General features: G+C 70.5%; 21 protein-coding genes and 1 pseudogene. 10 read left to right on the top strand and 12 right to left on the bottom strand.

The window, feature by feature from the left end; genetic code table 11:
- Positions 1–7: 7 nt before the first annotated feature.
- The 4 genes from tldD to IE066_RS02760 all read right to left on the bottom strand — a co-directional run bounded on the left by tldD (position 8) and on the right by IE066_RS02760 (position 7,473).
- Positions 8–1,462, bottom strand: a complete 1,455-nt coding sequence (tldD, locus tag IE066_RS02775) for a metalloprotease TldD (protein ID WP_189446800.1) — start codon at positions 1,460–1,462, stop codon at positions 8–10.
- 69 nt (positions 1,463–1,531) lie between these two features.
- Positions 1,532–5,380: a YhdP family protein gene (locus IE066_RS02770; protein ID WP_189446799.1), complete on the bottom strand. Its 3,849-nt coding sequence runs from the start codon at positions 5,378–5,380 to the stop codon at positions 1,532–1,534.
- Positions 5,381–5,398: 18 nt separating this feature from the next.
- Positions 5,399–6,889 carry a ribonuclease G gene (rng, locus tag IE066_RS02765; RefSeq protein ID WP_189446798.1) on the bottom strand — a complete coding sequence of 497 codons (1,491 nt, stop codon included), beginning with the start codon at positions 6,887–6,889 and terminating at the stop codon, positions 5,399–5,401.
- Positions 6,886–7,473: a Maf family protein gene (locus IE066_RS02760; protein WP_189446797.1), complete on the bottom strand. Its 588-nt coding sequence runs from the start codon at positions 7,471–7,473 to the stop codon at positions 6,886–6,888. Before IE066_RS02760 ends, rng begins: the two co-directional genes overlap by 4 nt.
- A gap of 133 nt (positions 7,474–7,606) precedes the next feature.
- Here IE066_RS02760 and IE066_RS02755 point away from each other — a divergent pair, with 133 nt between their 5' ends.
- The 3 genes from IE066_RS02755 (at position 7,607) to IE066_RS02745 (ending at position 9,409) form a co-directional block, all read left to right on the top strand.
- Positions 7,607–8,341 (top strand): SIMPL domain-containing protein, encoded by a 735-nt coding sequence (locus tag IE066_RS02755; protein WP_189448755.1) that lies wholly within the window; start codon positions 7,607–7,609, stop codon positions 8,339–8,341.
- A gap of 3 nt (positions 8,342–8,344) precedes the next feature.
- Positions 8,345–8,566: a hypothetical protein gene (locus IE066_RS02750; protein ID WP_189446796.1), complete on the top strand. Its 222-nt coding sequence runs from the start codon at positions 8,345–8,347 to the stop codon at positions 8,564–8,566.
- Positions 8,567–8,737: 171 nt separating this feature from the next.
- Positions 8,738–9,409, top strand: coding sequence for an energy transducer TonB (locus IE066_RS02745; RefSeq protein ID WP_189446794.1), 672 nt, complete (start codon positions 8,738–8,740; stop codon positions 9,407–9,409).
- 30 nt (positions 9,410–9,439) lie between these two features.
- Here the strand turns inward: IE066_RS02745 and rlmH are convergent, their stop codons facing one another.
- The 6 genes and pseudogenes from rlmH to leuS form a co-directional block, all read right to left on the bottom strand.
- Positions 9,440–9,910, bottom strand: a complete 471-nt coding sequence (rlmH, locus tag IE066_RS02740) for a 23S rRNA (pseudouridine(1915)-N(3))-methyltransferase RlmH (protein ID WP_189446792.1) — start codon at positions 9,908–9,910, stop codon at positions 9,440–9,442.
- Between the two features lie 136 nt (positions 9,911–10,046).
- Positions 10,047–10,442: pseudogene (rsfS, locus tag IE066_RS02735) on the bottom strand (ribosome silencing factor); the annotation flags it as partial.
- Between the two features lie 39 nt (positions 10,443–10,481).
- Positions 10,482–11,147, bottom strand: a complete 666-nt coding sequence (gene nadD / locus IE066_RS02730) for a nicotinate-nucleotide adenylyltransferase (RefSeq protein WP_189446788.1) — start codon at positions 11,145–11,147, stop codon at positions 10,482–10,484.
- A gap of 2 nt (positions 11,148–11,149) precedes the next feature.
- Positions 11,150–12,214, bottom strand: a complete 1,065-nt coding sequence (gene holA, locus IE066_RS02725; RefSeq protein WP_189446786.1) for a DNA polymerase III subunit delta — start codon at positions 12,212–12,214, stop codon at positions 11,150–11,152.
- A 10-nt stretch (positions 12,215–12,224) separates the two neighbouring features.
- A complete protein-coding gene (locus IE066_RS02720) occupies positions 12,225–12,800 on the bottom strand; it encodes an LPS-assembly lipoprotein LptE (protein WP_189446784.1) in 576 nt (191 codons plus the stop codon).
- Between the two features lie 80 nt (positions 12,801–12,880).
- Complete coding sequence (gene leuS / locus IE066_RS02715; protein ID WP_189448753.1) at positions 12,881–15,643, bottom strand: leucine--tRNA ligase; 2,763 nt, start codon at positions 15,641–15,643, stop codon at positions 12,881–12,883.
- A 124-nt stretch (positions 15,644–15,767) separates the two neighbouring features.
- On the opposite strand from leuS, the gene IE066_RS02710 reads away from it, so the two are divergent.
- A complete protein-coding gene (locus tag IE066_RS02710) occupies positions 15,768–17,477 on the top strand; it encodes a sensor domain-containing diguanylate cyclase (RefSeq protein WP_189446782.1) in 1,710 nt (569 codons plus the stop codon).
- Positions 17,478–17,523: 46 nt separating this feature from the next.
- Here the strand turns inward: IE066_RS02710 and IE066_RS02705 are convergent, their stop codons facing one another.
- Positions 17,524–18,126, bottom strand: coding sequence for a DUF998 domain-containing protein (locus IE066_RS02705; protein WP_189446780.1), 603 nt, complete (start codon positions 18,124–18,126; stop codon positions 17,524–17,526).
- A gap of 74 nt (positions 18,127–18,200) precedes the next feature.
- Between IE066_RS02705 and trxA the strand changes: the two genes are divergently transcribed.
- From trxA to IE066_RS02675, 6 genes are all read left to right on the top strand, one after another.
- Positions 18,201–19,067: a thioredoxin gene (gene trxA / locus IE066_RS02700; protein ID WP_189446779.1), complete on the top strand. Its 867-nt coding sequence runs from the start codon at positions 18,201–18,203 to the stop codon at positions 19,065–19,067.
- Positions 19,068–19,119: 52 nt separating this feature from the next.
- The gene (locus IE066_RS02695; protein ID WP_189446778.1) at positions 19,120–19,569 is read left to right on the top strand and encodes a DUF4442 domain-containing protein; all 450 of its coding nucleotides are present in this window, start codon (positions 19,120–19,122) and stop codon (positions 19,567–19,569) included.
- A 60-nt stretch (positions 19,570–19,629) separates the two neighbouring features.
- Positions 19,630–21,603, top strand: a complete 1,974-nt coding sequence (locus tag IE066_RS02690; RefSeq protein ID WP_189446777.1) for a bifunctional serine/threonine-protein kinase/formylglycine-generating enzyme family protein — start codon at positions 19,630–19,632, stop codon at positions 21,601–21,603.
- 25 nt (positions 21,604–21,628) lie between these two features.
- Positions 21,629–22,285, top strand: coding sequence for a DUF502 domain-containing protein (locus tag IE066_RS02685; protein WP_189446776.1), 657 nt, complete (start codon positions 21,629–21,631; stop codon positions 22,283–22,285).
- The gene (locus tag IE066_RS02680) at positions 22,282–23,088 is read left to right on the top strand and encodes a queuosine precursor transporter (protein ID WP_229790635.1); all 807 of its coding nucleotides are present in this window, start codon (positions 22,282–22,284) and stop codon (positions 23,086–23,088) included. Before IE066_RS02685 ends, IE066_RS02680 begins: the two co-directional genes overlap by 4 nt.
- Positions 23,089–23,164: 76 nt before the next feature.
- A complete protein-coding gene (locus IE066_RS02675) occupies positions 23,165–24,976 on the top strand; it encodes a DUF885 domain-containing protein (protein ID WP_189446775.1) in 1,812 nt (603 codons plus the stop codon).
- Between the two features lie 91 nt (positions 24,977–25,067).
- Here the strand turns inward: IE066_RS02675 and IE066_RS02670 are convergent, their stop codons facing one another.
- On the bottom strand, positions 25,068–26,375 hold the full coding sequence (locus tag IE066_RS02670) for a DEAD/DEAH box helicase (protein WP_189446774.1): 1,308 nt from the start codon (positions 26,373–26,375) through the stop codon (positions 25,068–25,070).
- Between the last annotated feature and the right edge of the window lie 145 nt (positions 26,376–26,520).

The following is a 26,520-nucleotide window of genomic DNA, read 5'->3' as shown; positions in this document are numbered from 1 at the left end:
CCGCGGCTCAGGCCTTCGTGCCGCCCACGGTGATCCCCTCGATCAGCAGCGACGGCTGCCCGACGCCGACGGGCACGCTCTGCCCGTCCTTGCCGCAGACGCCGACGCCCTCGTCGAGTGCGAGGTCGTTTCCGATCATCCGGACCTTCTGCATCGTTTCCGGGCCATTGCCGATCAGCATCGCGCCCTTGACCGGCGTGGTCACGCGTCCGTCCTCGATCATGTAGGCCTCAGTCGCGGAGAACACGTACTTGCCCGACGTGATGTCGACCTGCCCGCCGCCGAAGTTCACCGCGTACAGGCCGCGCTTGACCGAGCGGATCATTTCCTCGGGATCGTGCGGGCCGGCGAGCATGTAGGTATTGGTCATGCGCGGCATGACCAGGTGCGCGAACGATTCGCGGCGCCCGTTGCCCGTCGGCGCCATGCCCATCAGACGCGCGTTGAGCGAATCCTGCATGTAGCCCACCAGCACGCCGTCCTCGATCAGCGTCGTGCAGTTCGTCGGCGTGCCCTCGTCGTCGATGTTGAGCGAGCCGCGGCGCCCTTCCAGCGTGCCGTCGTCGACGATGGTGACGCCCGGCGAGGCCACGCGCTGGCCGATGCGGCCCGCGTACGTCGATGTGCCCTTGCGGTTGAAGTCGCCTTCGAGACCGTGGCCCACCGCCTCGTGCAGCAGCACCCCGGGCCAGCCGCTGCCGAGCACCACGGGCATTACGCCCGCGGGCGCATCGACGGCCTCGAGATTCACCAGCGCCTGGCGCAGCGCCTCGCGCGCAAGGTGCTCGGGGCGCTCGCCGCCGAGCAGCTCGGCATAGCCGTAACGCCCGCCGCCGCCCGCGTAACCCTGCTCGCGACGGCCGTTCTGCTCGACGATCACCTGCACGTTAAGGCGCACCAGCGGGCGCACGTCGGCCGACACGAGGCCGTCGCTGCGCGCGACCAGCACGGTGTCGACGCCGCCGGACAGGCTCACCGTCACCTGCCTCACGCGCGGATCCGCGGCGCGCAGCAGGCGGTCGATGCGGCGCAGCGCCTCCACCTTCTCCTCGTTGGCGAGCGCGTCGATGGGATCGAACGCGGCGTACAGCGCACGGCCCGAGCCGCGCACCAGCGGACGGTCCTTCGCCAGCTCGCCGCCGACGACGGTGCCCTTGGAAATCGCGCGTGCCGATGTCGAGGCCTCGAGCAGCGCACGCGAATCGATCTCGTCCGAATACGCGAAACCGGTCTTCTCGCCGCTGATCGCACGCACGCCGACGCCCTGCTCGATCGAGTGCGCACCGTCCTTGACGATGCCGTCTTCCACCGTCCAGCTCTCGCGCCGCGCATGCTGGAAATACAGGTCGCCGTAATCGACGCCGGGGCCGACGAGCGCGCCGAGCGCGCGGTCGAGCGAGGCCATGTCGAGCCCGGCAGGCACGAGCAGACGGGATTCGGCGGTCTGGAGCAAAGTCGTCATCGTGGTTCCATCTGGAAAGCGGCGGACGCGTGCATCCATCCGACTATATGCGGGCCGTCGTGAGCGGCCTCAACCGGCGCTGGGCGGCGCGGCGGCGACTCTGCGCGTCTGGTCGCGGCTCATCACCTCGACCTTCGGGTCGGCCCACGGGCCGGTCACGCGGTAGGTCTTGGCGCCGATCTGGCCGAGCGGCTTCGACATCACCGCGCTGGCCGCAGCACCGATCGCCGCGCCGACGGGCCCGGCGGTGAGTGCACCGACCGCGGTCAGCAGGTTGCCCGACTTCGGGCGTACCTCGATCGTCTGGTCGAAGGTCTGCTGTCGCAGGTTGGCTGCGCCATGGATGCGGATGTCGGCGGCGGGGCCCTTGATCGCGAAATCGTCGCTGCGCGCGAGGCCGGCGCCGAACTGCACGTGGCCGCCGAGCTGGTTGAAGCTGAAACCCTTGGCGAAGAAGTCACGGAAATCGAGCGTGAGGCGGCGCGGCAATTCGGCAAGGCTCAGCAGGCCGAGCACGCGGCCCGCACCGGGCTCGACCTCCAGCAGCCGCCCGTCGCGCGCATCGAGCACCAGCGAACCCTGCAGCCCGCCGAGGCTGAATTCCGACGGCGCGCCCGGCCACGCGGCGTCGAAGCGCACGTCGCCCTTGCCGCCGCCCACGCGGCCGCCGAAGCCGAAGCCGTCGAGCAGCAGCCCCAGGTTGTCGCTGGCCACGACCGCGGCCAGGCGCGTGCGCGACGCGCTACCGCGCCCGGTCCAGTCGCCATCGAGGTCGATGCGATGCGCGCGACCGCGTGCGCTGAACTGTTCGAGCCGCATGCCCGCCGTCGTGGGCCGCGTACGCAGGCGCGCGTTGCCGAGCTGCGCCGAGCCGATGCGCAGGTCGTCGATGTCGATCGACAGCGCGGGGATCTTGGACGGATCGACGCTCGCTGCCGTCGCGGCCGACGCGCGCGTCGCGGTCCCGCGTCGCGTGGCGGCCGGCGTTGCACGGGCCGACGTCGCTGAAGCCGCCACGAAACCTTCGGGCGCGCCCTTCCAGAACACGCGACCGAAACGCCCGGTGATCGCGCCGTTATCCGGAACGGTCACGCCGCCGGCGAGGGACGCACCTTCGGCCCGCACGGTCAGCGCACCGCCCGCGGACGGCGCGACCTGCAACCGCGTTTCGCCGAACTGCCCGCCCAGCATCGACAGCCGCGCAGCGGTCACGTCGACCTTCTGCAATGAAAGCCCCGCGCCGCCGCCACGCTCGCCGCCGCGCGCGAACGCGATCCAGTCGAGCGCATCGAACTGGGCGGCGCGGCCGGTCGCCACCAGGCCCGACGCGGGCGCGGGCTCGGCCACCTCGCCCTCGCCCAGCACCACGCGCACGCCGGTGCGTCCGCGATCGGTGCGCGCACGCACGCCGACGAGATCGCCCAGCGACACGCGCACCTCGCCGCTCCCCAGCGGTAATGGCGTATCGACCTGGGCGGCGAGTGCCTGCGGAGCCGGCTTACGCAGCGGCGCCGGCAGGTCGAGCGACGTGCCGACGAGATTGCTGCGCAACTGCAGACGCGCGGCGACGCTGCCCTTGCCCTGCGGCACGACGATGCCGACGGTCCAGCCCGAACGCCCCGCCACGTACGGCTCAAGCCAGTTCATTTCCGGTGCGCGCGCGAGCAGTTCGTCGATGTCGAAGCTCGCGCCCACGTCGCCTTCGAATGCATTGCCTGCGCTGCGCACATGGCCCTGCCCGGCACGCAGCGCGAGTTCGCCCGGCTGGCCGCCGTGGCGTACGGCGAGCTTCGCCGCGGTGAAGCCGTGCTGGTCGTAGCGTGCGCGGCCGCGCACGTCATCGAAGCGCAGGTTCCAGCGACGATCCGACAGCATCGCGCCGCGCAGGTCGACGCCGCCGCGGATCGCCGTAGGCGCATGCCGGCCCAGCGGCATCTCCAAGCCGAAATCCACGCGCGCGGGTCCGCTGGCCGCGAGGGCGTCGACGGTTTCCGGTTGCATCGCGCGCAGGCCGCTGGCGCGCACCACGTCGAGCAGCTTCGCCGCATCGGTATCGCCCTGCGCGCCCACCTTCAGCGCGCCGTGCCCGTAGTCGTCGATCGATGCGGTCAGCACCGGCAGGCGCACCTGGCCTACCCGACCGCTGCCGGCGACGTCGAAGCCGGTGCCGTCGAACATCACGTCGAGGTTCACGTCCTGCGCCGCGGGCCAGTCGGGCAGGAATTTGACGGTCGCATCGACCACGCGGCCGCGTGCCTCGAAACTGCCCTCGTGCTTGCGAAACGGCCAGTCGTCGAGATCGCCGACGACGACCGCGCGGCCGTTCTCCACGCGGCCGGCCACGAGCCCGTCGTCGAGCCACTTCACGACCGTCGGCGCCATCACGTGGCGCACCCAGAAACGCTTGGCGACCGGCACCCGGGTGCTGCCGATGTCGGCGGCGATGTCGATGAACGGACGCGTACCGTCGCCCTGCCACAGCAGGCCGCCGCGAACGTCGGCCGAATAGCCCACGCCGCCGATGTGCAGCGCGCGCGTGCCCACGCGCCAGCCCGCGCCTTCCCGCCAGACACCGGTGCGGCCGGTGAGATGCACGACATGGTCCGGCCCGAAGGCCTGCGGCCAACTGAAACGGATGGCGCTCTTCGGGTCGAAGTCGAGTTGCAGGCCGTCGACGTCGCCGCTGAGCTGGCCGGCGATGCCGGACAGCCCGGGCGCAGTGCCCAGGCGCTCGAAGCCGACCGACGCCAGCCGCGCATCGACGTCGACGCGGCCGCGGCGGCTGGCCACGCGCAGGTCGTCGACCAGGCCCGCCGGGCGGGCGCCGCGGATCCAGCGCCGCGTGCCCGCCGGCAACCGCTCGGTGAGCGCGGCGGCCTGCAGCAGCGGCGCGATGTCGACGTGCCGCGCGGCGAGTTCGAAGCCGCCGTCCCCCGCGAGTGACAGGCCGTCGAGCACGCGCTTGGACTCGCCCTGCTCCACGCGCAGCGTCGGCAGCGCGACCGTCCAACGCGTGCCACGCTTGCGCCAGTCGCCGAGCACGTCGACGCGGTCGAACACGACACGCGGCACGGCGCCGTCGAGATCCGCACCGTCGAGCGTGACGCCACCGATCGTGCCCTTCGCGGTGATGCGCGCGACGCGCTCACCCTTGAGCTCCGCCCAGACGCGCGCATTGCCGCGGCCGCCCACGGCGCGCACGCCGCCGGCATGCAACACCGATGTCCAGTCGCGGAGGTCGATGTCGGCGGCGCCGACATAGGCGCGGCCGTCGCCGCTGTCACGATTGAAGTCGAGCGCACCGTCGACGGGTGCCGCGCCCTTGCGCGGCCAGGCGCGCACGCCGGCGCGCACGCGCGGGCCGTCGACGCGCAGGCGCAGATCGACGCGGGGAATCTCGGTATCGATGCCGTAGGCCGGCGCGACCACGGCGAGGCGGCCGTCGATCACGTGCAGCTCGCCGAGGCTCTCCAGCGCGCCGAATGGGTCGGCGTCCGGATCCAGGTCGGTCTGGCCGGGCAGGCCACGCACGTCCCAGGTGCCGTCGTCGCTGCGCTCCAGCGTCAGGTCGAGGCCGCGCAGGCGCACCTCGGTGAACGCATGGCCGGGAAGCAGGCCCATGTAGACCGACGCCAGCAGCTCGGCGTCGCCGATCGCGATGCCCGCGTCGCCTTCGCCGATGCGCAGGTCCTTCAGCTCGATCAGCGGCCCGACGCGCGTCCAGTGCGTGGTCAGCCCGGAGAACGACACCGGCTGCTTCGTGCGGTGCTCGAGCCAGCCCTTGACCTGCGCGGGGTGCTGCGCCACCAGCGGCAGCGCGAGGCTCACCAGCCCGAGCAGCAGCGCGAAACCCAGCACGGCCGCGGCGATGACGTAGCCGAGGCCGACATGCGCGCGCCTGGCGTGGCGCAGGATCACGACGTCGGGCGGCCCGCGTCAGAGCAGCACGACATCGAACTGCTCCTGCGAGTACTGCTCGTCGGACTGGAAGCGGATCGACTTGCCGAGGAACTCCTCCAGCTCCGCCACCGCCGCCGACTCCTCGTCGGTGATGCGCGCCACCACCTTCGGCGACGCGATGACCAGCAGCCGCTGCGCCTCGAATTGCCTCACCTGCCGCACGACGTCGCGGAAGATCTCGTAGGTCACCGTTTCCGGCGTCTTCAGCGAGCCGCGACCGCTGCATTCGTGGCAGGGCTCGGACAGCTGTCGCTGCAGGCTCTCGGTGGTGCGCTTGCGGGTCATCTCGACGAGACCCAGCGGGGAGAAGTCGTACACGGTCGTCTTGGCGTGGTCGCGGGCAAGCGCCTTCTCGAGCTGACGGAGCACCTGCCGCTTGTGCTCGGCATCCGTCATGTCGATGAAGTCGATGATGATGATGCCGCCGAGGTTACGTAGCCTGAGCTGACGCGCGACCGACTGGGCCGCCTCCAGATTCGTGCGGTAGACCGTTTCCTCGAGATTGCGCTGACCGAGGAATGAACCGGTGTTGACGTCGATCGTCGTCATGGCCTCGGTCTGGTCGATCACGAGGTAGCCGCCGCTCTTGAGCGGCACCTGCTTCTCCAGCGCGCGCTGGATCTCGTCCTCGACGCCGTACAGGTCGAAGATCGGGCGCGCGCCGGCGTAATGCTCGATCTTCTCGTTGAGGCCCGGCATGTACTGCGCGGCGAAGGCCTTGAGTCGGTCGCAGGTCTCGCGCGAGTCGACCTTCACCTTCTCGACGTCGCGGCGCAGCAGGTCGCGCACGGCGCGCATCGGCAGGCTGAGGTCTTCATAGACGCGCTCGCCCACCTTCGCCGTCTTCGAGTTCTCCTCGATCAGCGTCCACACGCGGGACAGGTACGCGATGTCCTCCTCGATCGCCTCGTCGGGCTGGCCCTCGGCATTCGTGCGCACGATGTAGCCGTGCTGCGCGCCGGCCGGCGACAGCGACGACACGATGTGCTTGAGCCGCGCACGCTCGGCCTCGTCCTCGATGCGCGCCGACACGCCGACCACGCGCGTGCGCGGCAGCAGCACGAGGTAGCGCGAGGGAATCGACAGCTGCGTGGTCAGCCGCGCGCCCTTGCCGCCGATCGGGTCCTTCACCACCTGCACGATGATGTCCTGCCCATCCCGCAGCAGTTCGGTGATCGGGCGCGTGGGCTGGGGCGGCAGCGGCGCGTCCTCGCCGCTGGCGGCGTCGACCACTGTAGCGGGCTTCACGATGTCGCCCGCGTGCAGGAAGGCCGCGCGCTCCAGGCCGATGTCGATGAAGGCCGCCTGCATGCCGGGCATGACGCGCTGCACGCGGCCCTTGTAGATGTTGCCCACCACGCCGCGCCGCCAGCCGCGCTCGATGTGCAGCTCCTGCAGCATGCCGTTCTCGACCACCGCGACGCGCGTTTCGCGCGGGGTGACGTTGACCAGGATCTCCTCGGTCATGCGGCGGCGCCCGCGAACACGTCGAAGCCGAATTCGCCGAGCAGTTTCGCCGTCTCGTGCACCGGCAGCCCCATCACGCCGGAATAGCTGCCATCGAGCCGCGTCACGAGCGCTTCCGCGCGCCCCTGGATGGCATAGGCGCCGGCCTTGCCGGCCCATTCGCCGGTTGCGATGTAGCCGTCGAGCTGCGCCGGCGTTAGCGCGGCGAAGGTGACGTCGGACACGCTGATCGCCTGCGCTTCGCGGTCGGCCGTCATCGCCCAGACCACGCTGATGACCTGGTGGGTGCGGCCGGACAGGCGCATCAGCATGCGCGCGGCATCGTCCGCATCGACGGGCTTGCCGAACACCTCGTCGTCGAGCACCACTTCGGTGTCGGCTGCGAGCACCACCGCGCCCGGCACGCCGACCACGTCGAGCAGGCCGGCGCCGGCCTTCTCGCGCGAGACGCGGCGCACGTAGTCGAGCGCCGGCTCGCCGGGCTGGCGGAATTCGGGAATGTCGAGGTCGAGCAGGCGCGGCTCGAGGCCGAGGCGACCGAGCAGCTCGCGACGGCGCGGGGATTTGGAGGCTAGATAGAGCATCGTCCGAAGAATAACCCGCGCCCCGTCGCCGCGAGCCTGAACCATCGGCATATCGGCGCGACCCCGTAACGTCTCACCGACCGTTCACTGCTGCGTACCGACCCTTCCACGATCCGGAGCCTCCATGACCGCCATGCGCCCCCTTGCCCAGCTCGCACTCGCAACCGCCCTCGCCCTTGGAACCCTGTCGATGACCGCCGATGCCCAGCCCGTCGCGACGCCGATGACCGTGCCTTCGGACGGCACGCTGCTGTCCGTGGCCGCACAGGCCGAAGCGCGCCGCACGCCGGACATCGCGAACGTGTCCGCCGGCGTGGTCACGCAGGCCGCCGACGCCAATGCCGCGATGCGCGAGAACGCCGCGCAGATGGCCAAAGTGGTGGCCGCGATCCGCGCCGCCGGCGTCGCCGAGCGCGATGTGCAGACCGCGGGCGTCAACCTCAATCCGCAGTACCGCTACGCCGAGAACCAGCCGCCGGTGATCACGGGCTATCAGGCGTCGAACACGGTCAACGTCGTCGTGCGTGATATCGCCAAGCTCGGCCGCATCCTCGATGCCCTCGTGGCCACCGGCGCCAACCAGGTCAACGGGCCGACCTTCGACATCGACAAGAAGGACCCGGTCTACGACGAGGCGCGCCGCGCGGCGCTCGACAAGGCCCGCCAGCGCGCCGACATGTATGCGCAGGCGCTGGGCTTGCGCGTGCGGCGCATCGTCAGCATCGACGAGACCGGCGGCATGGGCATCCCGCGTCCGGTTCCGATGATGGCGATGGCCAAGATGGAGCGCGACGTCGCCACGCCGATTTCGCCCGGCGAGAACGTCCTGTCGGTCAACCTCGACGTGGTCTTCGAACTCGGGAAGTGACCCATGAACACTGCTAATACGCCGAAAGGCACCACACCGCAGCTCGATCCGCGCCCGGGGAAGAACCCGGGCTACGACGACGCCAACCCACGCTCTCGCGAGGACGTACCGCGCCGGCAGGAAGACGCGCGCGGCGAGAACTTCGGCCGCGTCGAGAACCCCGAAGCCGGCGGGCTTGACCGCGACCCGGGCGCGGGGCCGGACCCCGCGTCCGAGGAAAGCTGATCGGCGAGTACATCGACGAATCGATCCGAAGGCCCGCGAATGCGGGCCTTCCTTCGTCGGAAGCAGGCGTTCTCGTGACATCCGTCGCGGAACGACATCGATGCACGATCGGCTAACCCCAACGCATCGCCCGGCCCGTTGGTAGCAGCACAGTCCAACGAGGAGCCGGTCATGCACACGCTCTCCGCACCCCGCATTGCTTCGCCCGACCCGAACCGCATCGTCGCCATCAGCGGCGCGATCCTCTTCAACGGGCTGATCCTCGCCCTGATCGCCACGCCGATGGCACCGCTGGTGATGCCGGCGTCCTCCGACCAGGAGGTCGTCTTCATGCCGATGCGACACGACCCGCCGCCGCTGCCCCCGCAGCCGCCTATCAACACCGAGATCCGCAACACGCCCACACCTCCGGCCCCGCATCCCGCGGTCCCTCGGCAGCCTGAGAGTCCGCCGCAGCCGATCACCGACAGCGCCGGCCCGCAGGACTATGCGGTTGTGGAGGTCGCCGACAGCAACGCCGACGCAGGCAATACCGTCGTCGAGCCCGCGGAACCGGGCCCGCCGCTGACGGGCGCGCACCTCGCGTACGAGTCCAATCCCGCGCCGCCGTATCCGCCGGAGTCGCTGCGCAACCAGGAGAGCGGCACCGTCCTGCTTGAAGTGCTCGTGGACGTCGACGGACGCCCGCTCGACGTCAAGGTCTCGCGCAGCAGCGGGCATCGCGCGCTGGATGCAGCGGCCAAGCGACAGGTGCTGGCGAAGTGGCGCTTCCGGCCGGCGATGCAGAACGGTCGCGCGGTGCAGGCGATCGGCCTGGTGCCGGTGGATTTCAGCCTGAACTGACGCAAGGCGGGCGCCGCGAGGCGCCCACCTTCAGGCGCGGTGGTACGGGTGGTTGGCCAGCAGCGCGGCGGCGCGGTAGAGCTGCTCGGCCACCACCAGCCGCACCAGCATGTGCGGCAGCGTCAGCGGGCCCAGCGCCCAGCTCTCGTCCGCGCGCTGCAGGACTTCGGGCGGATGCCCTTCCGGCCCGCCGACCAGGAAGGCGAGATCGCGCCCCTGCCCGCGCCAGTGTTCCAGGCGCTGCGCGAGCTGCTCGGACGTGTAGCCGCGGCCGCGGCCATCGAGCGTCACCACCCAGGCATTGCGCGGGATCGCGGCGATCACGCGTGCGCCTTCGTCCGACTGCGCGCGCGCCGCGTCGCGCCCCTTGCCGCGCAGGCCCGGCTCGACTTCGACCAGCTCGAACGGCAGCCAGTGCGAAAGCCGCTTGCGGTATTCGGCGAAACCTTCGGCCACCCAGCCCGGCGCGCGCTCGCCGACGGCGACCAGGCGCGCCTTCATCGCGACGTACTCAGAGCGAGGGGCGCGGGCGACGCTCGACGTCGAACTCGTCCGCGTCGTCCTCGAAGCTCAGCGGTTCCTCGTCGCCCTCCTCGCCGAACGCATCGTCGTCGGTGCCCAGATGCCCCGAGGCGAGTTCGTCGACGCGCTCCGGCGGCTCGTCGCCCACCGTCCACAGGCGTTCGAGCGCGTAGAACTCGCGCACGCGCGGCAGCATGACGTGCACGATCACGTCGGCGAGGTCGACCAGCACCCATTCGGCCTCGCGCTCGCCTTCCACGCCCAGCGGCATGACGTCGAGCTTCTTGGCGAACTTCACCACCTCGTCGGCGATCGACTTGACGTGGCGCGTTGACGTGCCCGACGCGATCACCATGTAGTCGGTGACGCTGCTCTTGCCGCGCACGTCGATCTCGACCACGTCGCGCGCCTTCAGCTCCTCGACCGCCTCGCGCACGGTTCGCAGCAGTTCGTCCACCGACGGCGGCGGGCTCGGCAGGCGGGTCTTGATGACGTGGGCTTCGGTACTCAAGGGGCGTTGGCTCCGGTCGGTGAGCGTGAAGTATAGGGACTAGGCTGGATCCGTCCGTGCATACAGCCGGTGACGGTTGATGTAGGCGGCCACCGGCGGCGGCACCTGCGGGGCCCACGCGCCGCCGTCGGCGATCGCCGCGCGGATCTCGGTGGACGACTCGCTGCGCGGCGGGTCCATCGGAAGCAGCGCGAGGCCGCCGGCGGGCGTTTCCAGCAAGCGGTCCGGCGGCAGCAGCCGTGGCGCGACTTCGGCGGCGAGGCCTGCATCGATCGCGGCAAGGCCGTCGGGATCGAGCGGAAACCCCGGCCGCCCGACGGCCAGCAGGTGCGCCACGTCGAACAGCTCGCGCCAGCGGTGCCAACGATGCAGCTGCGCGAGCGAATCGGCGCCGATCACCCAAACCAGCGGTGTGCGCGGGCCGACTTCGCCGCGGACCTCGCGCAGCGTGTCGATGCTGTACGACGGCGTGCCGCGCGCGAGTTCGCGCCGATCGACCTTCAGTCGCCGTTCGCCCGCGACGGCCAGTTCGACCATGCGCAGGCGATGGCGTGCGTCCGCATGCGTCGCCGACTTGTGCGGCGGATCGGACGCGGGCACGAGGTGCACGTCGACATCCAGACGGTCGCGCACCGCGAGCGCGACGGCGAGGTGGCCGTTGTGGATCGGATCGAACGTCCCGCCGTAGCCGACCCAGGCACGCATCTTCAGCCGGCGGCAAGCAGCCGCGTGGCGCCGCGCTCGGCGAGCGCCACCATCAGGCGTTCCAGCGCCACCCAGGCATCACCCGGCGCACGACCCTTGGCGATGCGGTCAACGAGGCCGGCCTGCACCAGCATCGCCTCCCAGGCGGCCGGCGCGTGGCGCTGCAGCGCACGGCGGTACATGGGCTGCTTGGCGTCCCAGACGCGCTGCGCCTTGAACGCGGCGACGAGGTTGCCGCCCTTGGCCTGCACCTGCGCGAGTGCGCCGCCGCGGTGCAGCTCCATCACGATCATGCCCAGCAGCGCCGGCACGGCATCGCCCTCCGCGCGCAGGCCGGCGAGGATGCGCACCACCTGCGCCGGCTGGCCGTTCATGGCCGCGTCGATCAGGCGGAAGACGTCGTAGCGCGAGGCATCGGCCACCAGCGACTGCAGCGTGTCCAGCGTGAGCGGACGCCCGCCGCGCGGCGCATCCGGCGCGTCGCGGAACAGCAGCGCGAGCTTCTCGACTTCCTGCGCTGCGGCCAGAAGATTGCCCTCGACGCGTTCGGCGAGGTGCATCACCGCGTCGCGGTCCGGCGAGAAGCCGCGGCTGCGCAGGCGACGGTCGATCCAGCCCGGCAGTTCGTGCGGCTTGACCGGCCAGGCAACCGCGACGCGGCCGATGCGCCCGATCGCCTGGCTCCAGTCACCGCCATGGCTGCGGCTCCAGTCTTCGCAGGTAACCAGCAGCACCACGTCGGGCGACGGGTTCGCGCAGAACTCGGCGATGAGCTTGGCGCCCTCCTTGCCCGGCTTGCCGCTGGGCAGGCGCAGCTCGACGAGGCGACGCGTGGCGAACAGGCTGGGCGCATTGAACGAGGCCGACATCGCGTCCCAATCGGGCTCGCGCTGGCCGGCGCCGGCTTCGAACACCTCGCGCTCGCCGATACCGTCGCGGCGCGCGGCGGCGCGGACCGCGTCTGCGGCCTCCAGCACCAGCAGCGGCTCGGCGCCGGCGATCAGATAGGCCGGCTGCAGCGGCCCCGATTCGAGCTGGGCGACCAGCTGCTCGGGCGTGACGTCCACGTTCGCTCGATCAGCCGCCGGGATTGCCCGCGGCCTCGTCCGCCGGGTTCGGCGTGATGGCGGGCTGCGGGATCGGCGGGTTCTGCTGCTGCACGTCGCCCGACTTGAACACCGCGTCGACGCGACGCAGCACCGAGAACGCCATCTCGCGACGCAGCTCGCGCGACAGCGTCTCGCGCTCGCCCTCGGTGCCGATCGCGTTGGTCGGATTCTGCACGTAATCGCGCGCGAGCTCGATGGTCTGGCGCGGCACCAGCACCGTACCGGCCGCATCGCGCAGTTCGAAGATCACCGCGTAGCGCAGGCTGAATTCCTGCGAGCGGCCCAGGGCATCGACGCTGATCGGCGTATCGCCCCACTGCTCGGCCACGATGTCGAGCACCGCGCCCTCGCCGCCTTCGCGGATCACGGTGACGCCGCCGCGTTCCAGCGCCTGCGCGATGGTTTCGGCCAGCGGGCTGTAGCGGTCGGCCGACACCACGTGGAGCGGGCTCACCTGCATCGGCACGGTGATCTGGTCGCGCAGATGGAAGCCGCACCCGGTCAGGGCCACGGCGAGGACGGCGGGAAGCAGGCGTCGGATCATGCGCGGAGTCTGGACGAGGCGGGGGTGGGCGGCAATACCGACAGGCGGAGCGTCCACGCGATGTGCATGGACGCTCCTGATCAGCCGGCGACGATGTTGACGATCTTGCCGGGCACCACGATCACCTTGCGCACGGTCTGCCCCTCGAGGAACTTCGCGACGCCGGGCTCGGCGAGCGCGGCGGCCTCGACAGCCTCGCGCGGCGCATTGACCGGCGCCTCGATCGTGCCGCGCAGCTTGCCGTTGACCTGCACCGCGAGCGTCACCGCGTCGCGCACCAGCGCAGCGGGATCGGCCTGGGGGAACGGCACGTCCTCCAGCAGCGTCTCCGGATGTCCCAGCGCCTGCCAGAGCTGGTGGCAGACGTGCGGCGTCACCGGATTGAGCAGCAGCACCATCGTCTGCAGCGCCTCGTGTCGCACCGCGCGGCCCTGGTCGCTCATGTCGTCGAACTTCGACACCGCGTTGAGCAGCTCCATCAAGGATGCGATCGCCGTGTTGAAGCTGTGGCGACGACCGTAGTCGTCGCCGACCTTCTGGATCGTCTCGTGCAGCTGGCGGCGCAGCGTCTTCTGCACGGGCGTGAGCTGCGACGCGTCGACCTTCGGGTGATCCGGCTGCGACACGTGCGTGATCACCTCGCGCCAGAAGCGGCGCAGGAAGCGCGCCATGCCCTCGACGCCGGCCTCGTTCCACTCCAGCGACTGCTCCGGCGGCGCGGCGAACATCGAGAACAGGCGCACCGTGTCGGCGCCGAACTTGGCGACCATGATCTGCGGGTCGACGCCGTTGTTCTTCGACTTCGACATCTTCTCGGTGCCGCCGATCTGCACGCGGCCGCCGTCGACCTTGCTGTGCGCGCCGATGATCTTGCCGCGCTCGTCGCGGTCGATCTCGACGTCCGCCGGGTTGATCCAGTCCTTCGCGCCGTTGTCGAGCTCGCGGTAGAACGTGTCGGCGATGACCATGCCCTGCGTGAGCAGGTTGGTGGCGGGCTCGTCGCCGTTGACCAGGCCGGCATCGCGCAGCAGGCGGTGATAGAAGCGGAAATACAGCAGGTGCAGGATCGCGTGCTCGATGCCGCCGATGTACTGGTCGACCGGCAACCAGTACTTCGCGCGCGCGTCGACCTGCTCGGACGAGCCCGGCGAGGTGTAGCGCGCGTAGTACCAGCTCGACTCCATGAAGGTGTCGAAGGTGTCCGTCTCGCGCTCGGCGGCGGCGCCGCACGACGGGCACGTGGTCTTGCGCCACTCCGGATCGGACTTGATCGGCGACGACACGCCGCTGAACTCGACGTCCTCGGGCAGCACGACGGGCAGTTGGTCTTCCGGCACCGGGACCGCGCCGCAGGCGTCGCAGTAGATCACCGGGATCGGGCAACCCCAGTAGCGCTGGCGACTCACGCCCCAGTCGCGCAGGCGGTAGTTCACGCGACGGCGGCCGCGCCCCTCGGCCTCGAGCTTCCTCGCGAGGTACTCGAATGCCTCGGCGTAGTCCATGCCGTCGAGCTCGTCGGAATTGACGATCCAGCCCTTCTCGGTCCACGCACCGCTATCGAGGACATTGCGCTCGAACTCGTCGACCACTTCCACGGCCGCGCGCGTCTCGTACGGATCGACCGGCGCGTGCTCGCCGAGGGCCGTGCTCATGGGGTCGTCGAGATGGCCGAGGTGCTGCGCGGCCTCGACGATCGCATCGCGGATGTGCGGCGGCACCACCACCATGCGTATCGGCAGGTCGTACTTCCTGGCGAAGGCCCAGTCACGCTCGTCATGGCCCGGCACGCCCATCACCGCGCCGGTGCCGTAGTTCATCAGCACGAAATTGGCGACGAACACCGGCACTTCTTCGCCGCTGAGCGGATGGATGGCGCGCAGGCCGGTGTCCATGCCGCGCTTTTCCTGCGTCTCGAGTTCGGCCTCCGACACGCCACCCTGGCGCAACTCGGCGATGAACTCGGCGAGGCCGGGATTCGACTCGGCCGCCGCCAGCGCGAGCGGGTGCTCCGCCGCGATGGACACGAAGCTGACGCCCATCAGCGTGTCGGGGCGCGTGGTGAACACCGTGAGCGGCTCGAGCGCGCCGCCCGCGGGCGAGCGCACGTCGAACCGGATCTCGAGCCCTTCCGAGCGGCCGATCCAGTTGCGCTGCATGGTCTTGACCGCGTCGGGCCAGCCGGGGAGCGTGTCGAGGCCGTCGAGCAGCTCCTGCGCGTAGTCGGTGATCTTGAGGAACCACTGCGGGATCTCGCGCTTTTCCACCAGCGCGCCGGTGCGCCAGCCGCGGCCGTCGATCACTTGCTCGTTCGCGAGCACGGTCTGGTCGACCGGGTCCCAGTTCACGACCGAATTGCGGCGGTACGCGAGACCCTTCTTCATCAGCCGCACGAACATGCGCTGCTCGTGGACGTAGTAGTCCGGGCGGCAGGTGGCGAACTCGCGCGACCAGTCGATCGCATAGCCCATCTGCTGCAGCTGGGCGCGCATGTGGTCGATGTTGGCGTAGGTCCACTTCGCCGGCGCGGTGCGGTTCTTGATCGCGGCGTTCTCGGCCGGCAGGCCGAAGGCGTCCCAGCCCATCGGCTGCAGCACGTTGTGGCCGGTCATGCGCTTGTAGCGGCTGATGACGTCGCCGATCGTGTAATTGCGCACGTGGCCCATGTGCAGCGCGCCCGACGGGTACGGCAGCATCGACAGGCAGTAGTACTTGGGCTTGGCCGAAGACTCGTCGACCTCGAACGCCTGCGTACGGCTCCAGAAGGCCTGGGCGGCCGCCTCCACCGCGGACGGTTCGTAGGCGCGCGGCTCGGCACCGGAATCGGTGACGTCAGTCACATTCATGGAGGTCACGACGGCGGTCCAGAGACAAAGGCGGTCGGAAAGCCTATCGCAGCGCCCGAATCGGCGTCACGCTTGTGAACGGTTCATTGCCGTTCCGCCGTCGTTTCCCCGATCCCAGAGGCCGATGCCGTTGTTTTTTCCGCATTTCGACCGCCGCCGCCTGCCCCTGCTGCTGGCCCTGATCGCACTCCTGGTGGGCGTGACCGCCGCCATGCTCGCCGGCATCCGGTCGTTCGACGCCAGCACCCGCTGGGTCACCCACAGCTATGAGGTCCAAGGCCAGATCGAGGCCGTGCGCTCGGCGCTGGGTCATGCCGAGGCGACCGCTCGCGGCTTCCGCCTCAGCGACGACCCCGGCCTCGAAGCGCAGTACCGCGAAGTGCGCCAGTTGCCGCTGCAGCGCGCCGAAGCGCTCCTGCAGACCGTCCGCGACAACCCGGAGCAGCACGGTCGCGCCGAGGCCCTGCGCGACCGGGTGCGCGAGCGTGTGCAGCAGATCGACCATTCGGTAAGCCTGCAGACGGCCGGCCGCGGCGCCGAGGCCAATCGCGACATGCTGCTGCGGGGCGTTCCGCTGGACGCGGCGCTCGAGCGGGTCGCCACGGAGATGGAACGCCACGAGCAGCGTCTCCTCGATTCGCGGCGCACCGACAACGACCGCAGTTCCACCCGGCTGCGTGCCGTGGTGGTCGGCGGCATGGCCGTGTCGCTGGCGATGCTCGGCATGCTGCTGTCGATGGTCGGCCGCGAGGCCCGCCGCGCGCGCCGGCACGAGCAGCAAGCGCGCGACGCCGTCGAAACGCTCGAGGCCGCCGCCGTCCAGCGCGAGCGCCTGGGCGAGCAGCGCCGCACGCTCGCGGCCTTCGCCGGGCTCCTGCACAGCTGCCAGAGCGTCGACGAGGTGCTGGACGTAGCCGGCAACGCGCTCGCGCAGCTGGTGCCGCACGGCGCGGGCGCCTGCTACACGATGCGCGCTTCGCAGAACCTGCTTGAGCGCCACGTGCTGTTCGGCACGCGTGGCGAGGAATACGCCGAGTTCATCCGACCCGACCAGTGCTGGGCGCTGCGTCGCGGCGACGCGCATGCCTGGGACCCGCGGCGTCCGACGGCCTTCTGCGAGCACCTGCGCGGCATGACCGAGGAGCAGGCCTGCGGCATCTGCGTGCCGCTCACCTCGCAGGGCGTCGTGCTGGGCGTGCTGCACGTGAGCAGCCGGCTGGGCGAGCCGCTGAGCGAGTACGAGCGCGCCGCGGTGGAATCCGTCGGCGAGCACCTGGGCGTGGTGCTGCACAGCCTCGACCTGCGCGAAAGCCTGCGCATGCAGTCGCTACGCGACCCGCTCACCGGCCTGTACAACCGTCGCTACCTCGAGGAAAGCCTGCCGCGCGAGGCCGAGCGCTGCGAACGCCGCGGCCGGCCGCTATCGGTGCTGATGCTCGACGTCGACCACTTCAAGCGCTTCAACGACGAACACGGCCACGCCGCCGGCGACGCGCTGCTGGCGCGCATCGGCCAGGTGCTCGCCGCCACGACGCGCGGCGAGGACATCGCCTGCCGGTTCGGCGGCGAGGAGTTCACCGTCGTCATGCCGGAGGCCGACGTCGAACAGGCGACGGCGCGCGCCGAGCAGATCCGGGCCGCAATCGCGGAGGCGTCGATCCTCTACCTCGGCCGCGAGCTCGGACCGGTCACGGCGTCGATCGGCGTCGATGAACTGCGCGCAGGCATGGATACGCCGCAGACGATGATGGCCCGTGCCGACCGCGCCCTTTATGCCGCGAAGGCACAGGGGCGCAATCGCGTCCTGCGCGTGGGCGCTGCAACGACGGGCTGATTTCAGGTAGACGGCCTCGGCCGCTGGTGTTTCGAAGGGTCGCGCCTCAGCGGCCGCCATTCGCCCGCGCCGGCGCCATCAGCAGCACCGCCAGCAGCCAGGCCGCGAACGCGATGCGCTGCGACAGCCCGATCGGCACGAGCCCGGGCAGCAGCAAGGCGAACGCCAGCGCCACCAGCGCGCATGCGGCCACGGCGCGCGAGCGCGGCGCATGCGGCGTGCCGCGCATGCCGACGCCCAGCAGCAGCCCGCCGGCGACGAACGCGATCCACCAGACGGTCCATGCCGCCGCGTGCGCGCGGCTGGCGGCCGACAGCAGGTCGCGCGAGTCCAACGGAAGGAGCCCGAGCGCCGCGAAGGCCATCGCGGCCAGCGTGAGCATCTGCACGCCGAGACGCGCGGCCATCGGCGCGGACGACATGCGCGCGCGCAGCGACTGCGCGACGAGGATCGCCAGCACCCCGGGCGTCACGAACGCCACCAGGTTGAACGCCATCGCCCGCGGCACGCCGCTGGCGCCCAGTGCGGCCACCGGATGCACCAGCTGCAGGAAGCGCGGGAACGCGGCGCCGAAGCCGGCGACGGCGCCGGCGAAGAGGACGGCCGCCGACACGGCGGCGATGCGGGGAAGGCTGACGGAGCGTTGCATCCGCGCATGCTAGCGTGCCGGCCTTGCGCAGCCTGGGCGCCGTCCCCATCTGCCGACGACATCAAGGAGCCGCCATGACCGCCGACGCGAACCCGCACGTCTTCGACGCCACCGCCGAACGCTTCCAGGACGAGGTCCTCCAGCGTTCGCTCGAAGTCCCCGTGCTGGTCGACTTCTGGGCCGAGTGGTGCGGACCCTGCAAGCAGCTCGGGCCGATCCTCGAGAAGCTCGCGGCCGAGTACAACGGCGCCTTCCTGCTGGCCAAGGTCGACGTCGACAAGGAGCAGCAGCTCGCCGCGGCCTTCCAGGTGCGTTCCATCCCTACCGTGTTTCTGGTCAAGGACGGCCAGCTGGCCGACGGGTTTCCCGGCGTGGTGCCGGAGGGCGCGCTGCGCGAACTGCTGCGCTCGCACGGCATCGAGCCGCGCGCAGCGGCGGAAGAGGCCGCCCCGGAGGCGCCGGCGGCGGTCGATCCGCACGTCGACGTGATGCGCCTGCGCGCCGAGTCCGCCGCCAAGCCCGAGGACGACACCATCAAGCTCGACCTCGCGCTCGCCCTGCTGCGCACCGGCGCCACCGCCGAGGCGGAGCAGCTGCTCGACGCACTGCCCGCGAACCTCGCCACCGACGACCGCACCGAGCGCGCGCGTGCGCACCTGCGCCTGCTCGCCGTGGGCCGCGACGCACCGCCCGCCGAGGTGCTGGAGGCCGCGCTCGCGGCGGACGAAGGCGACCTGCGCGCGCGCCACCTGCTGGCCGTGCAGCACTTGGTCGCCGGTCGCGAGGAATCGGGCCTGGAACACCTGATCGAGATGCTGCGCCGCGACCGCCAGTTCGAGGACGGCCTCGCGCGCCGCACGCTGATCGACGCCTTCCGCGTGGTGCAGGACGAGGACCTCGTCGGGCGTTACCGCCGCCGCATGTCCTCGCTGCTGTTCTGATCGTCGTCCAACGGCCCATTCGCGGGACGACCCGTTCGTCCCGCACGCCCGCATGAAAGCCTCCACGTTCCGACACGGTCTCAACCTGTGGCCGCCGTTCCTCGCGGCCGGCATCCACGTCACCCATCTCGCGGAGGACTGGCGCCACGCACGTGTCGAGCTGCGCATGCGCCCCTGGAACCGCAACGCGGTCGGCACGCATTTCGGCGGCAGCCTGTTCGCGATGACCGACCCGTTCTGGATGCTGCTGGTGATGCGAAGCATCGGCCGCGACTACTTCGTCTGGGACCGCGCGGGCGCGATCGACTTCCTGCGGCCGGGTCGCGGCGTCGTTCATGCCGACTTCCGCCTCGACGACGCCACCCTCGAGGACATCCGAGCGCAGACCGCCGACGGCGCCAAGCACCTGCGCTGGTTCGAAACTCCGGTGATAGACGCGAACGGCGAGACCGTCGCGAAGGTGCGCAAGCAGCTCTACGTGAAGCGCAAGCCGGGGCGCTGATCACGCTTCGCCACGCGCCTGTACCCGGCCGCGCGCGTGCGTCCTATATGCTCGCGCCGAATGGACGACACCTCGCCCGCGACCGCTCCGCTTCCCGAGATCAATGGCTACCGCGTATTGCGGCAGCTCGGTCGCGGCGGCATGTCCACCGTCTACCTCGCCGACCAGGTCGCGCTGGGCCGCGAGGTCGCCATCAAGGTGATGTCGCCGCAGGCGCTGGGCGACGAGATCAGCCGGCGTCGCTTCGAGAACGAGGTCCGCACCATCGCGCGGCTCGAGCATCCGCACATCGTGCGCATCCACGAGCTGGGGCGCACGAAGGATGGCCTGCCCTACTACTCCATGCCGCACCTGCCGCGCGGCCACCTCGGCGATCGCGACTACACGCGTGACGAAGCCGGCGCGGTCGACATCGCAGTGGCGCTGCTGGCGGCGCTCGAATACGCGCACTCGCGCGGCGTGGTGCATCGCGACGTCAAGCCGGAGAACGTGCTGTTCGACGACGCAGGCCGCCCGCTACTGGCCGACTTCGGCATCGCCCTGCGTCGCGGCTTCGGCCCGCGCGTCACCACCGCGGGCCTGGCCGTCGGCAGCACCGCCTACATGGCGCCCGAGCAGGCGCGCGGCGAGGACGTCGACGGACGCGCGGACCTCTACGCGCTCGGCGTCGTGCTGTGGGAAATGCTGGCGGGGCGCCTGCCCTACGAGGCCGCCGACGCGCTGTCGATGGCGATCGCGCACGCGCAGCAGCCGATTCCGAAGTTGCCCGCGCACCTGCGCCACTGGCAGCGCTTCATGTACCGCGCGCTGGCCAAGGCCGCCGACTCGCGCTTCCAGACCGCCGCCGAGATGCGCGAAGCCATGCTGGCGGTGCGTCCGCCGCGATGGCTGCCGGCGTGGGACGGCGTGCGACGCACGCTGGGCTCGCCGGTGCTGCGCTGGGGCGCCGGGCTCGCGGTACTGGCCGGCGTGGCCTGGGGCGCGGCAGCCCTTTGGCCGCGCGCGGATCGCGACTTCTTCCGCGCAGAGCCCGCGACGCGGAGTGCAGCGCCTGCGGCGACCGTCATCGACGATCCGACCGACCGCATGCTCGAGCCGCTGCCCGGCGCCGACATCGAAGTAGCCGTCGCCCGCGCACGCGCCCAGATCGCGCGCAACGCGCTCACCACGCCGCCCGGCGACAACGCGCTGGCGACGATCGCCGAGGCCTGGCAGCAGAATTCCGAAGACCCGCGCATCCGCGCGGTCGCGGGCGAACTCGCCGACGCACTGCGCACGCGCGTGGCGTCCGGCATCCGCAAGCAGGACGACGCGAAGGTGCGCGACCTGCTCGCGCGCCATGCCGACCTGATCCGCGCCACCGACGCGTCCATCCCGCAGAAGTCCGCGGTGCAGGCCGACGTGGAGAAGGCGCTGCGCACGCGGCTCGACGACGCCGTGGCGCGCAACGACCGCAAGCGCGCGAGGGCGGTCGTCGCACTCGCAGGCGATGCCGGCGTCGGCAAGGCCGACCTCGCGCGCTGGACCCGGCAGGCCGATGCCATCGCCGGCACGCCGCGCGCGCTGGTAGGGGACGAGGTGGCGGACCTCGCGCGTGGCGGCGTTTCGCGCGAGCCGGTCACTCGCGCCGAGTTCCAGCGCTTCGTCGACGCCACCAATCGTGCGCCAGCGCTATGCCGCGAGCGCGCGTCGGTGCTGCGCGTGCTGAAGCCGCGCACCTGGCGCGATCCGGGCTTCCCCCAGGGGCCGTCCGATCCGGTGGTCTGCGTCTCGCTGCAGGACGCCGAGGCCTACGCGCTCTGGCTGGGCACGCAAGCGGGCGGGCGATTCCGCCTGCCCACGGCGGTCGAGTCCTCGCGCACGCTGCCGCAGACCGGCAGCCGCGCGATCAGCCTGTGGCTGCGCGACTGCGGCAAGAACTGCCTCGAGCGCATGGTCACCGCCGGCTCGTGGCGCGGCCGGAAGGCGCAGGAAGCGCTCACCGCCAACCGCGGCTACGACGACGTCGGCTTCCGCCTGCTGCGCGAGCGCTGAGCCCGGCGCCACTTACAATCGCCGCATGGGCAAATCCAACCTGCAGCGGCTCTTCCTCACCGGCCTGCTCACGCTCCTGCCGATCTGGCTGACGTGGGTCGTGGTCAAGTTCGTGTTCGTGCTGCTGTCGGACATCAGCCGTCCGCTGATCGGCCCCGGCCTGCAGCGGCTCGCGACCGACAATCCGGGCCTGTCCTGGGTGGCCACGATCTGGGTGCAGAACGGCCTCGCGCTGCTGGCGACCATCGCGGTGATCCTGCTGTCGGGCATCATGGCGCGCCGCGTGGTCGGCCAGCGCCTGCTGCGTTGGTTCGAGGCGCTGATCAAGCGCATCCCGTTCGCCAACATCATCTACGGCAGCGCGCGTCAGCTGCTCGACATCCTGCAGACCAAGCCCGATGGCACCCAGCGCGTAGTGCTGGTCGACTTCCCGCATACCGAGATGAAGTCGATCGGCTTCGTCACCCGCGTGCTGCGCGAACAGGGCACCGGCCGCGAGCTCGCCGCCGTCTACGTGCCGACCACGCCGAACCCGACGTCGGGCTACCTGGAAATCGTGCCTGTCGAGAAGATCACGCCGACCGACTGGAGCGTCGACCAGGCGATGAGCTTCATCATTTCGGGCGGCGCGGTGTCGCCCGAATCCATTCCTTTTTCCGTCGACCCGCAGGCCGCGAAGTGAGTGCCACGCCGGCGCCGGCCGAGGCCGTCGCGTCGCCGGCGCACGTGCTCGACGATCGCGCGGTGCGGCTCTTCATCGGGTTGGCCGCGCTGTTCTGCGTCAACACGGTGCTCGCCGAGTTCATCGGGGTGAAGATATTCGCGCTCGAGGACACGCTCGGGTTGCGGCCGTTCGAATGGCGGCTGTTCGGCCAGAACGGCTCGTTGAGCTTCACCGCCGGCACGCTTCTATGGCCGATCGTGTTCCTGATGACCGACGTCATCAACGAGTTCTACGGGCGGCGCGGCGTGCGCATCGTGTCCACGCTCGCGGCGATGCTGATCGTCTACGGCTTCGCGTTCGCGTTCGCGGCCATCTCCCTCGCGCCGGCCGGCTGGTGGGTCGGCGCCGCCAGTGCGCAGGGCGTGGCGGACTACCAGGCCGCGTTCGCGGCGGTGTTCGGACAGGGCCTGTGGACCATCGCGGGCTCGCTGGTGGCCTTCGTCGTGGGGCAGGTGATCGACATGGCGGTGTTCCACCGCATCCGCCGCGCGACCGGCGAGAAGGCGATCTGGCTGCGGTCGACGGGCTCCACCGCGGTCTCGCAGCTGGTCGACAGCTTCGTGGTGCTCTACATCGCGTTCGTACTGGGCCCCCAGCACTGGCCGACCGGGCTGTTCCTCGCGGTCAGCACGGTGAACTACGCCTACAAGATGCTCGCCGCGGTCGCGATGATCCCGCTGATCTACGTCACGCGGTCGATGATGCTGCGCTACCTCGGCCGCGACCGGGCGGCGGCCATGCAGGCCCGCGCCGCGGCCTGAGGCCATGACTTCCGACCGGCGAAGCCGCGCCGGTCCGGCCTCATGCTCCGCCTGATTCCCTGGATGGAGCTCTCCGATGAACCTGCGTCCGCTCACCCTCGCCGTCGCGCTCGCGTTCGGTGCCGCCGCCCTGCCCGCCCTTGCTGCCCCGGCCACGACGCCTGCGACCGCAGTCGCCAAGTCGGCCAAGGCGCAGAAGCTCGATGCGCTCTACGAGCAGTACTGGGAGGAGCTGCTGCAGCTCAACCCACTACAGGCCACGTTCCAGGGCGACCCGCGCTACAACGACCGCATGCCGAACTTCCTGTCGGCCGATTTCCGCAAGAAGTCGCACGACTTCACGGTGAAGTGGCTCGACACCATCCAGAAGGTCGGCAGCGACGGCCTCACCGGGCAGGACCTGCTGAGCTACGAGATCTTCGTCGACGGCGCCAAGCGTTCGCTCGAGGGCGAGAAGTTTCCCGACTGGATGATGCCGGTCAACCAGATGGGCTCGATCGCCAGCTACGGCGCGATGTTCGGTTCGGGCACCGGCCCGCAGCCGTTCAAGACGGTCAAGGACTACGACAACTGGCTCAAGCGCAGCGCGGTGTTGCCGGCGATGTTCGACACCGCCATCGGCAACATGCGCGAAGGCATGAAGGCCGGCGTCGTGCAGCCGCGCGCGCTGATGGAGAAGGTGATTCCGCAGCTGGATGCGCTGATCAAGGACGACCCGACGCAGACGCTGTTCTGGGGCCCGATCCAGAACATGCCGAAGGATTTTCCGGCGGCCGACCGCGAGCGCCTGACCACCGCGTACCGCGCGATGATCGCCGACCAGGTGATGCCGGCGTACAAGCGCCTTCGCACCTTCATCAACGACGAATACCTGCCCGCCACCCGCAGCTCCGTCGGCCTCGACGCGCTGCCCGACGGCAAGGCTTGGTACGCCTACGCCGCGCGCAACAGCACCACGACGAATCGCACGCCGGAGCAGATCCATCAGATCGGCCTCGACGAGGTCGCACGCATCCACGGCGAGATCCGCAAGGTGATGCAGCAGGTCGGCTTCAAGGGCTCGCTGCAGGACTTCTTCCAGTACATGCGCACCGAGCCGAAGTTCTCGTTCAAGACCGAGGACGAACTGCTCGCGTATTACCGCGGCCTCGAGCAGAAGGTGAATGCCGGCATCCCGAAGCAGTTCTCGCTGGTGCCGAAGTCGCCGTTCGAGATCCGCGCGGTCGAGCCCTTCCGCGCCAAGTCGGCGGCGGGGGGCGAGTACATGAGTCCGAGCGAGGATGGCACGCGGCCGGGCATCTTCTACGTCAACACCTACGACCTGCCGTCGCGCAAGAGCTGGGACGCGGAGGATCTCTACCTGCACGAGGCGATTCCCGGCCACCACTTCCAGATCGCGCTGCAGCAGGAAATCACCACGATGCCGAAGTTCCGCCGCTTCGGAGGCGAGACCGCGTTCGCGGAAGGCTGGGGCCTGTACGCCGAGTCGCTGGGCAAGGACCTCGGCGTCTACCAGGACCCGTACAGCTACTTCGGCTACCTCCAGAACGAGCTGTGGCGCGCGATCCGCCTGGTCACCGACACCGGCCTGCACAGCAAGGGCTGGAGCCGCGAGCAGGTCATCAAGTACATGCTCGACAACTCGGCCGAAAGCGAGACGCAGGCCACGGCCGAGGCCGAGCGCTACATCGCGTGGCCCGCGCAGGCGCTGGCCTACAAGTCGGGCGAGCTGAAGATCAAGGAGCTGCGTCGCCGCGCCGAGCAGGCCCTGGGTGCAAAGTTCGACGTGCGCGAGTTCCACGCCGAAGTGCTGAAGGACGGCGCGGTACCGCTGGATGTGCTCGACGCGAAAATCGACCGCTGGATCGCGGCGCGCAAGGCCGGCTGAGCCTTTCGCACGCACGAAAAAAACGGGCCGCTTTCGCGGCCCGTTTTCTTTACGTCGGTATCGGACGGCCGCACAGGCCGTCATTCACGCATCAGCGCGAAGACGAGCGCCGCTGCGCCGGACGCGCACCCTGACGCTGCTTCGGCGCCTGCGCATGACCGGTGCGTGCAGCCGGCTTGCCGTGCGGACGCGCGGCCGGTCGACCGGAACGCTTGCTCACCGCCGGCTTGGCGTCCATGCGCAGCGCCTGCGACGGCTCGAAGCCCTCGACGATCACCTGGCGCACGTTCTTGCCCAGCAGCTTCTGCACCTGCGACAGCAGGCCGCCCTCGTCGATCGCGACCAGCGAGATGGCCTCGCCGGTGGCGCCGTTGCGGCCGGTGCGGCCGATGCGGTGCACGTAGTCCTCGGCCACCATCGGCAGGTCGTAGTTGATGACCAGCGGCAGCTCCGGAATGTCGAGCCCGCGCGCGGCCACGTCGGTGGCCACCAGCACGCGGCACTTGCCGGTCTTGAACTCGTTCAGCGCCTTCTGGCGCTGGCCCTGGCTCTTGTTGCCGTGGATCGCCGACGCCTTGATGCCGGACTCCTCCAGTTGCTCGGCGAGGCGGTTGCAGCCGTGCTTGGTTTTGCCGAACACCAGCACGCGCTCCTGGAAACGCGTGGCCAGCAGGTGCGTCAGCAGCTCGCGCTTGCGCGAGTTGTCGACCGGATGCGCGATGTGCTCGATGGTCGACGCGACGGTGTTGCGCGCGGCGACTTCGACCTCGGCCGGATTGCGCAGGAACTCCATCGCGAGGCCACGGATGCGCGGCTCGAACGTCGCCGAGAACAGCAGCGTCTGGCGCTTGGCCGGCACCTTCGCGACGATGCGCTTGATCGCCGGCAGGAAGCCCATGTCGAGCATGCGGTCGGCCTCGTCGAGCACGAGGATCTCGATCGCGTCGAGCTTCACCGAGCCGCGCTCGAGGTGGTCGATCAGGCGGCCCGGCGTGGCGACCAGGATGTCGACGCCGCGACGCAGCAGGTCAACCTGCGGGCCCATGCCCACGCCGCCGAAGATCATGCCGGTGTGCATGCGCAGGTGGCGGCCGTAGCCGCGCAGGCTCTCGTTGACCTGCACCGCGAGCTCGCGCGTCGGCACCAGCACCAGCGCGCGCGGCTTGCGCGGGCCGGACGGCGGCGTGGCGCCGGCGAGACGGCCGAGCAGCGGAAGGCCGAAGGCGGCAGTCTTGCCGGTGCCCGTCTGGGCGCCGCCGAGCACGTCGCGGCCGGCCAGCACGAGCGGGATCGCCTGCTGCTGGATCGGGGTCGGGTTGGTGTAGTTCTTCTCGGCGAGCGCGCGAAGAATGGCGGGCGGCAGGCCGAGGGCCTGGAAGGCCTGGGATTCGTTCGTCATGAAAACTCCAAGTGCATGCATGCCGCGGACACGGGGTCCGCGGGTCGACTCGAAGCTTTCCTGACCGCGCTGCGAGCAATGGTTGACGCGCCGGAGGAATCCGGTGCGTTGTCGGCGCCGAGAAATGCGTGCGGATGACGTCGCG

The organism is Cognatilysobacter xinjiangensis (genome assembly GCF_014651995.1).
GTDB lineage: Bacteria > Pseudomonadota > Gammaproteobacteria > Xanthomonadales > Xanthomonadaceae > Cognatilysobacter > Cognatilysobacter xinjiangensis.
This window is presented reverse-complemented; position numbering and strand designations above follow the sequence as displayed.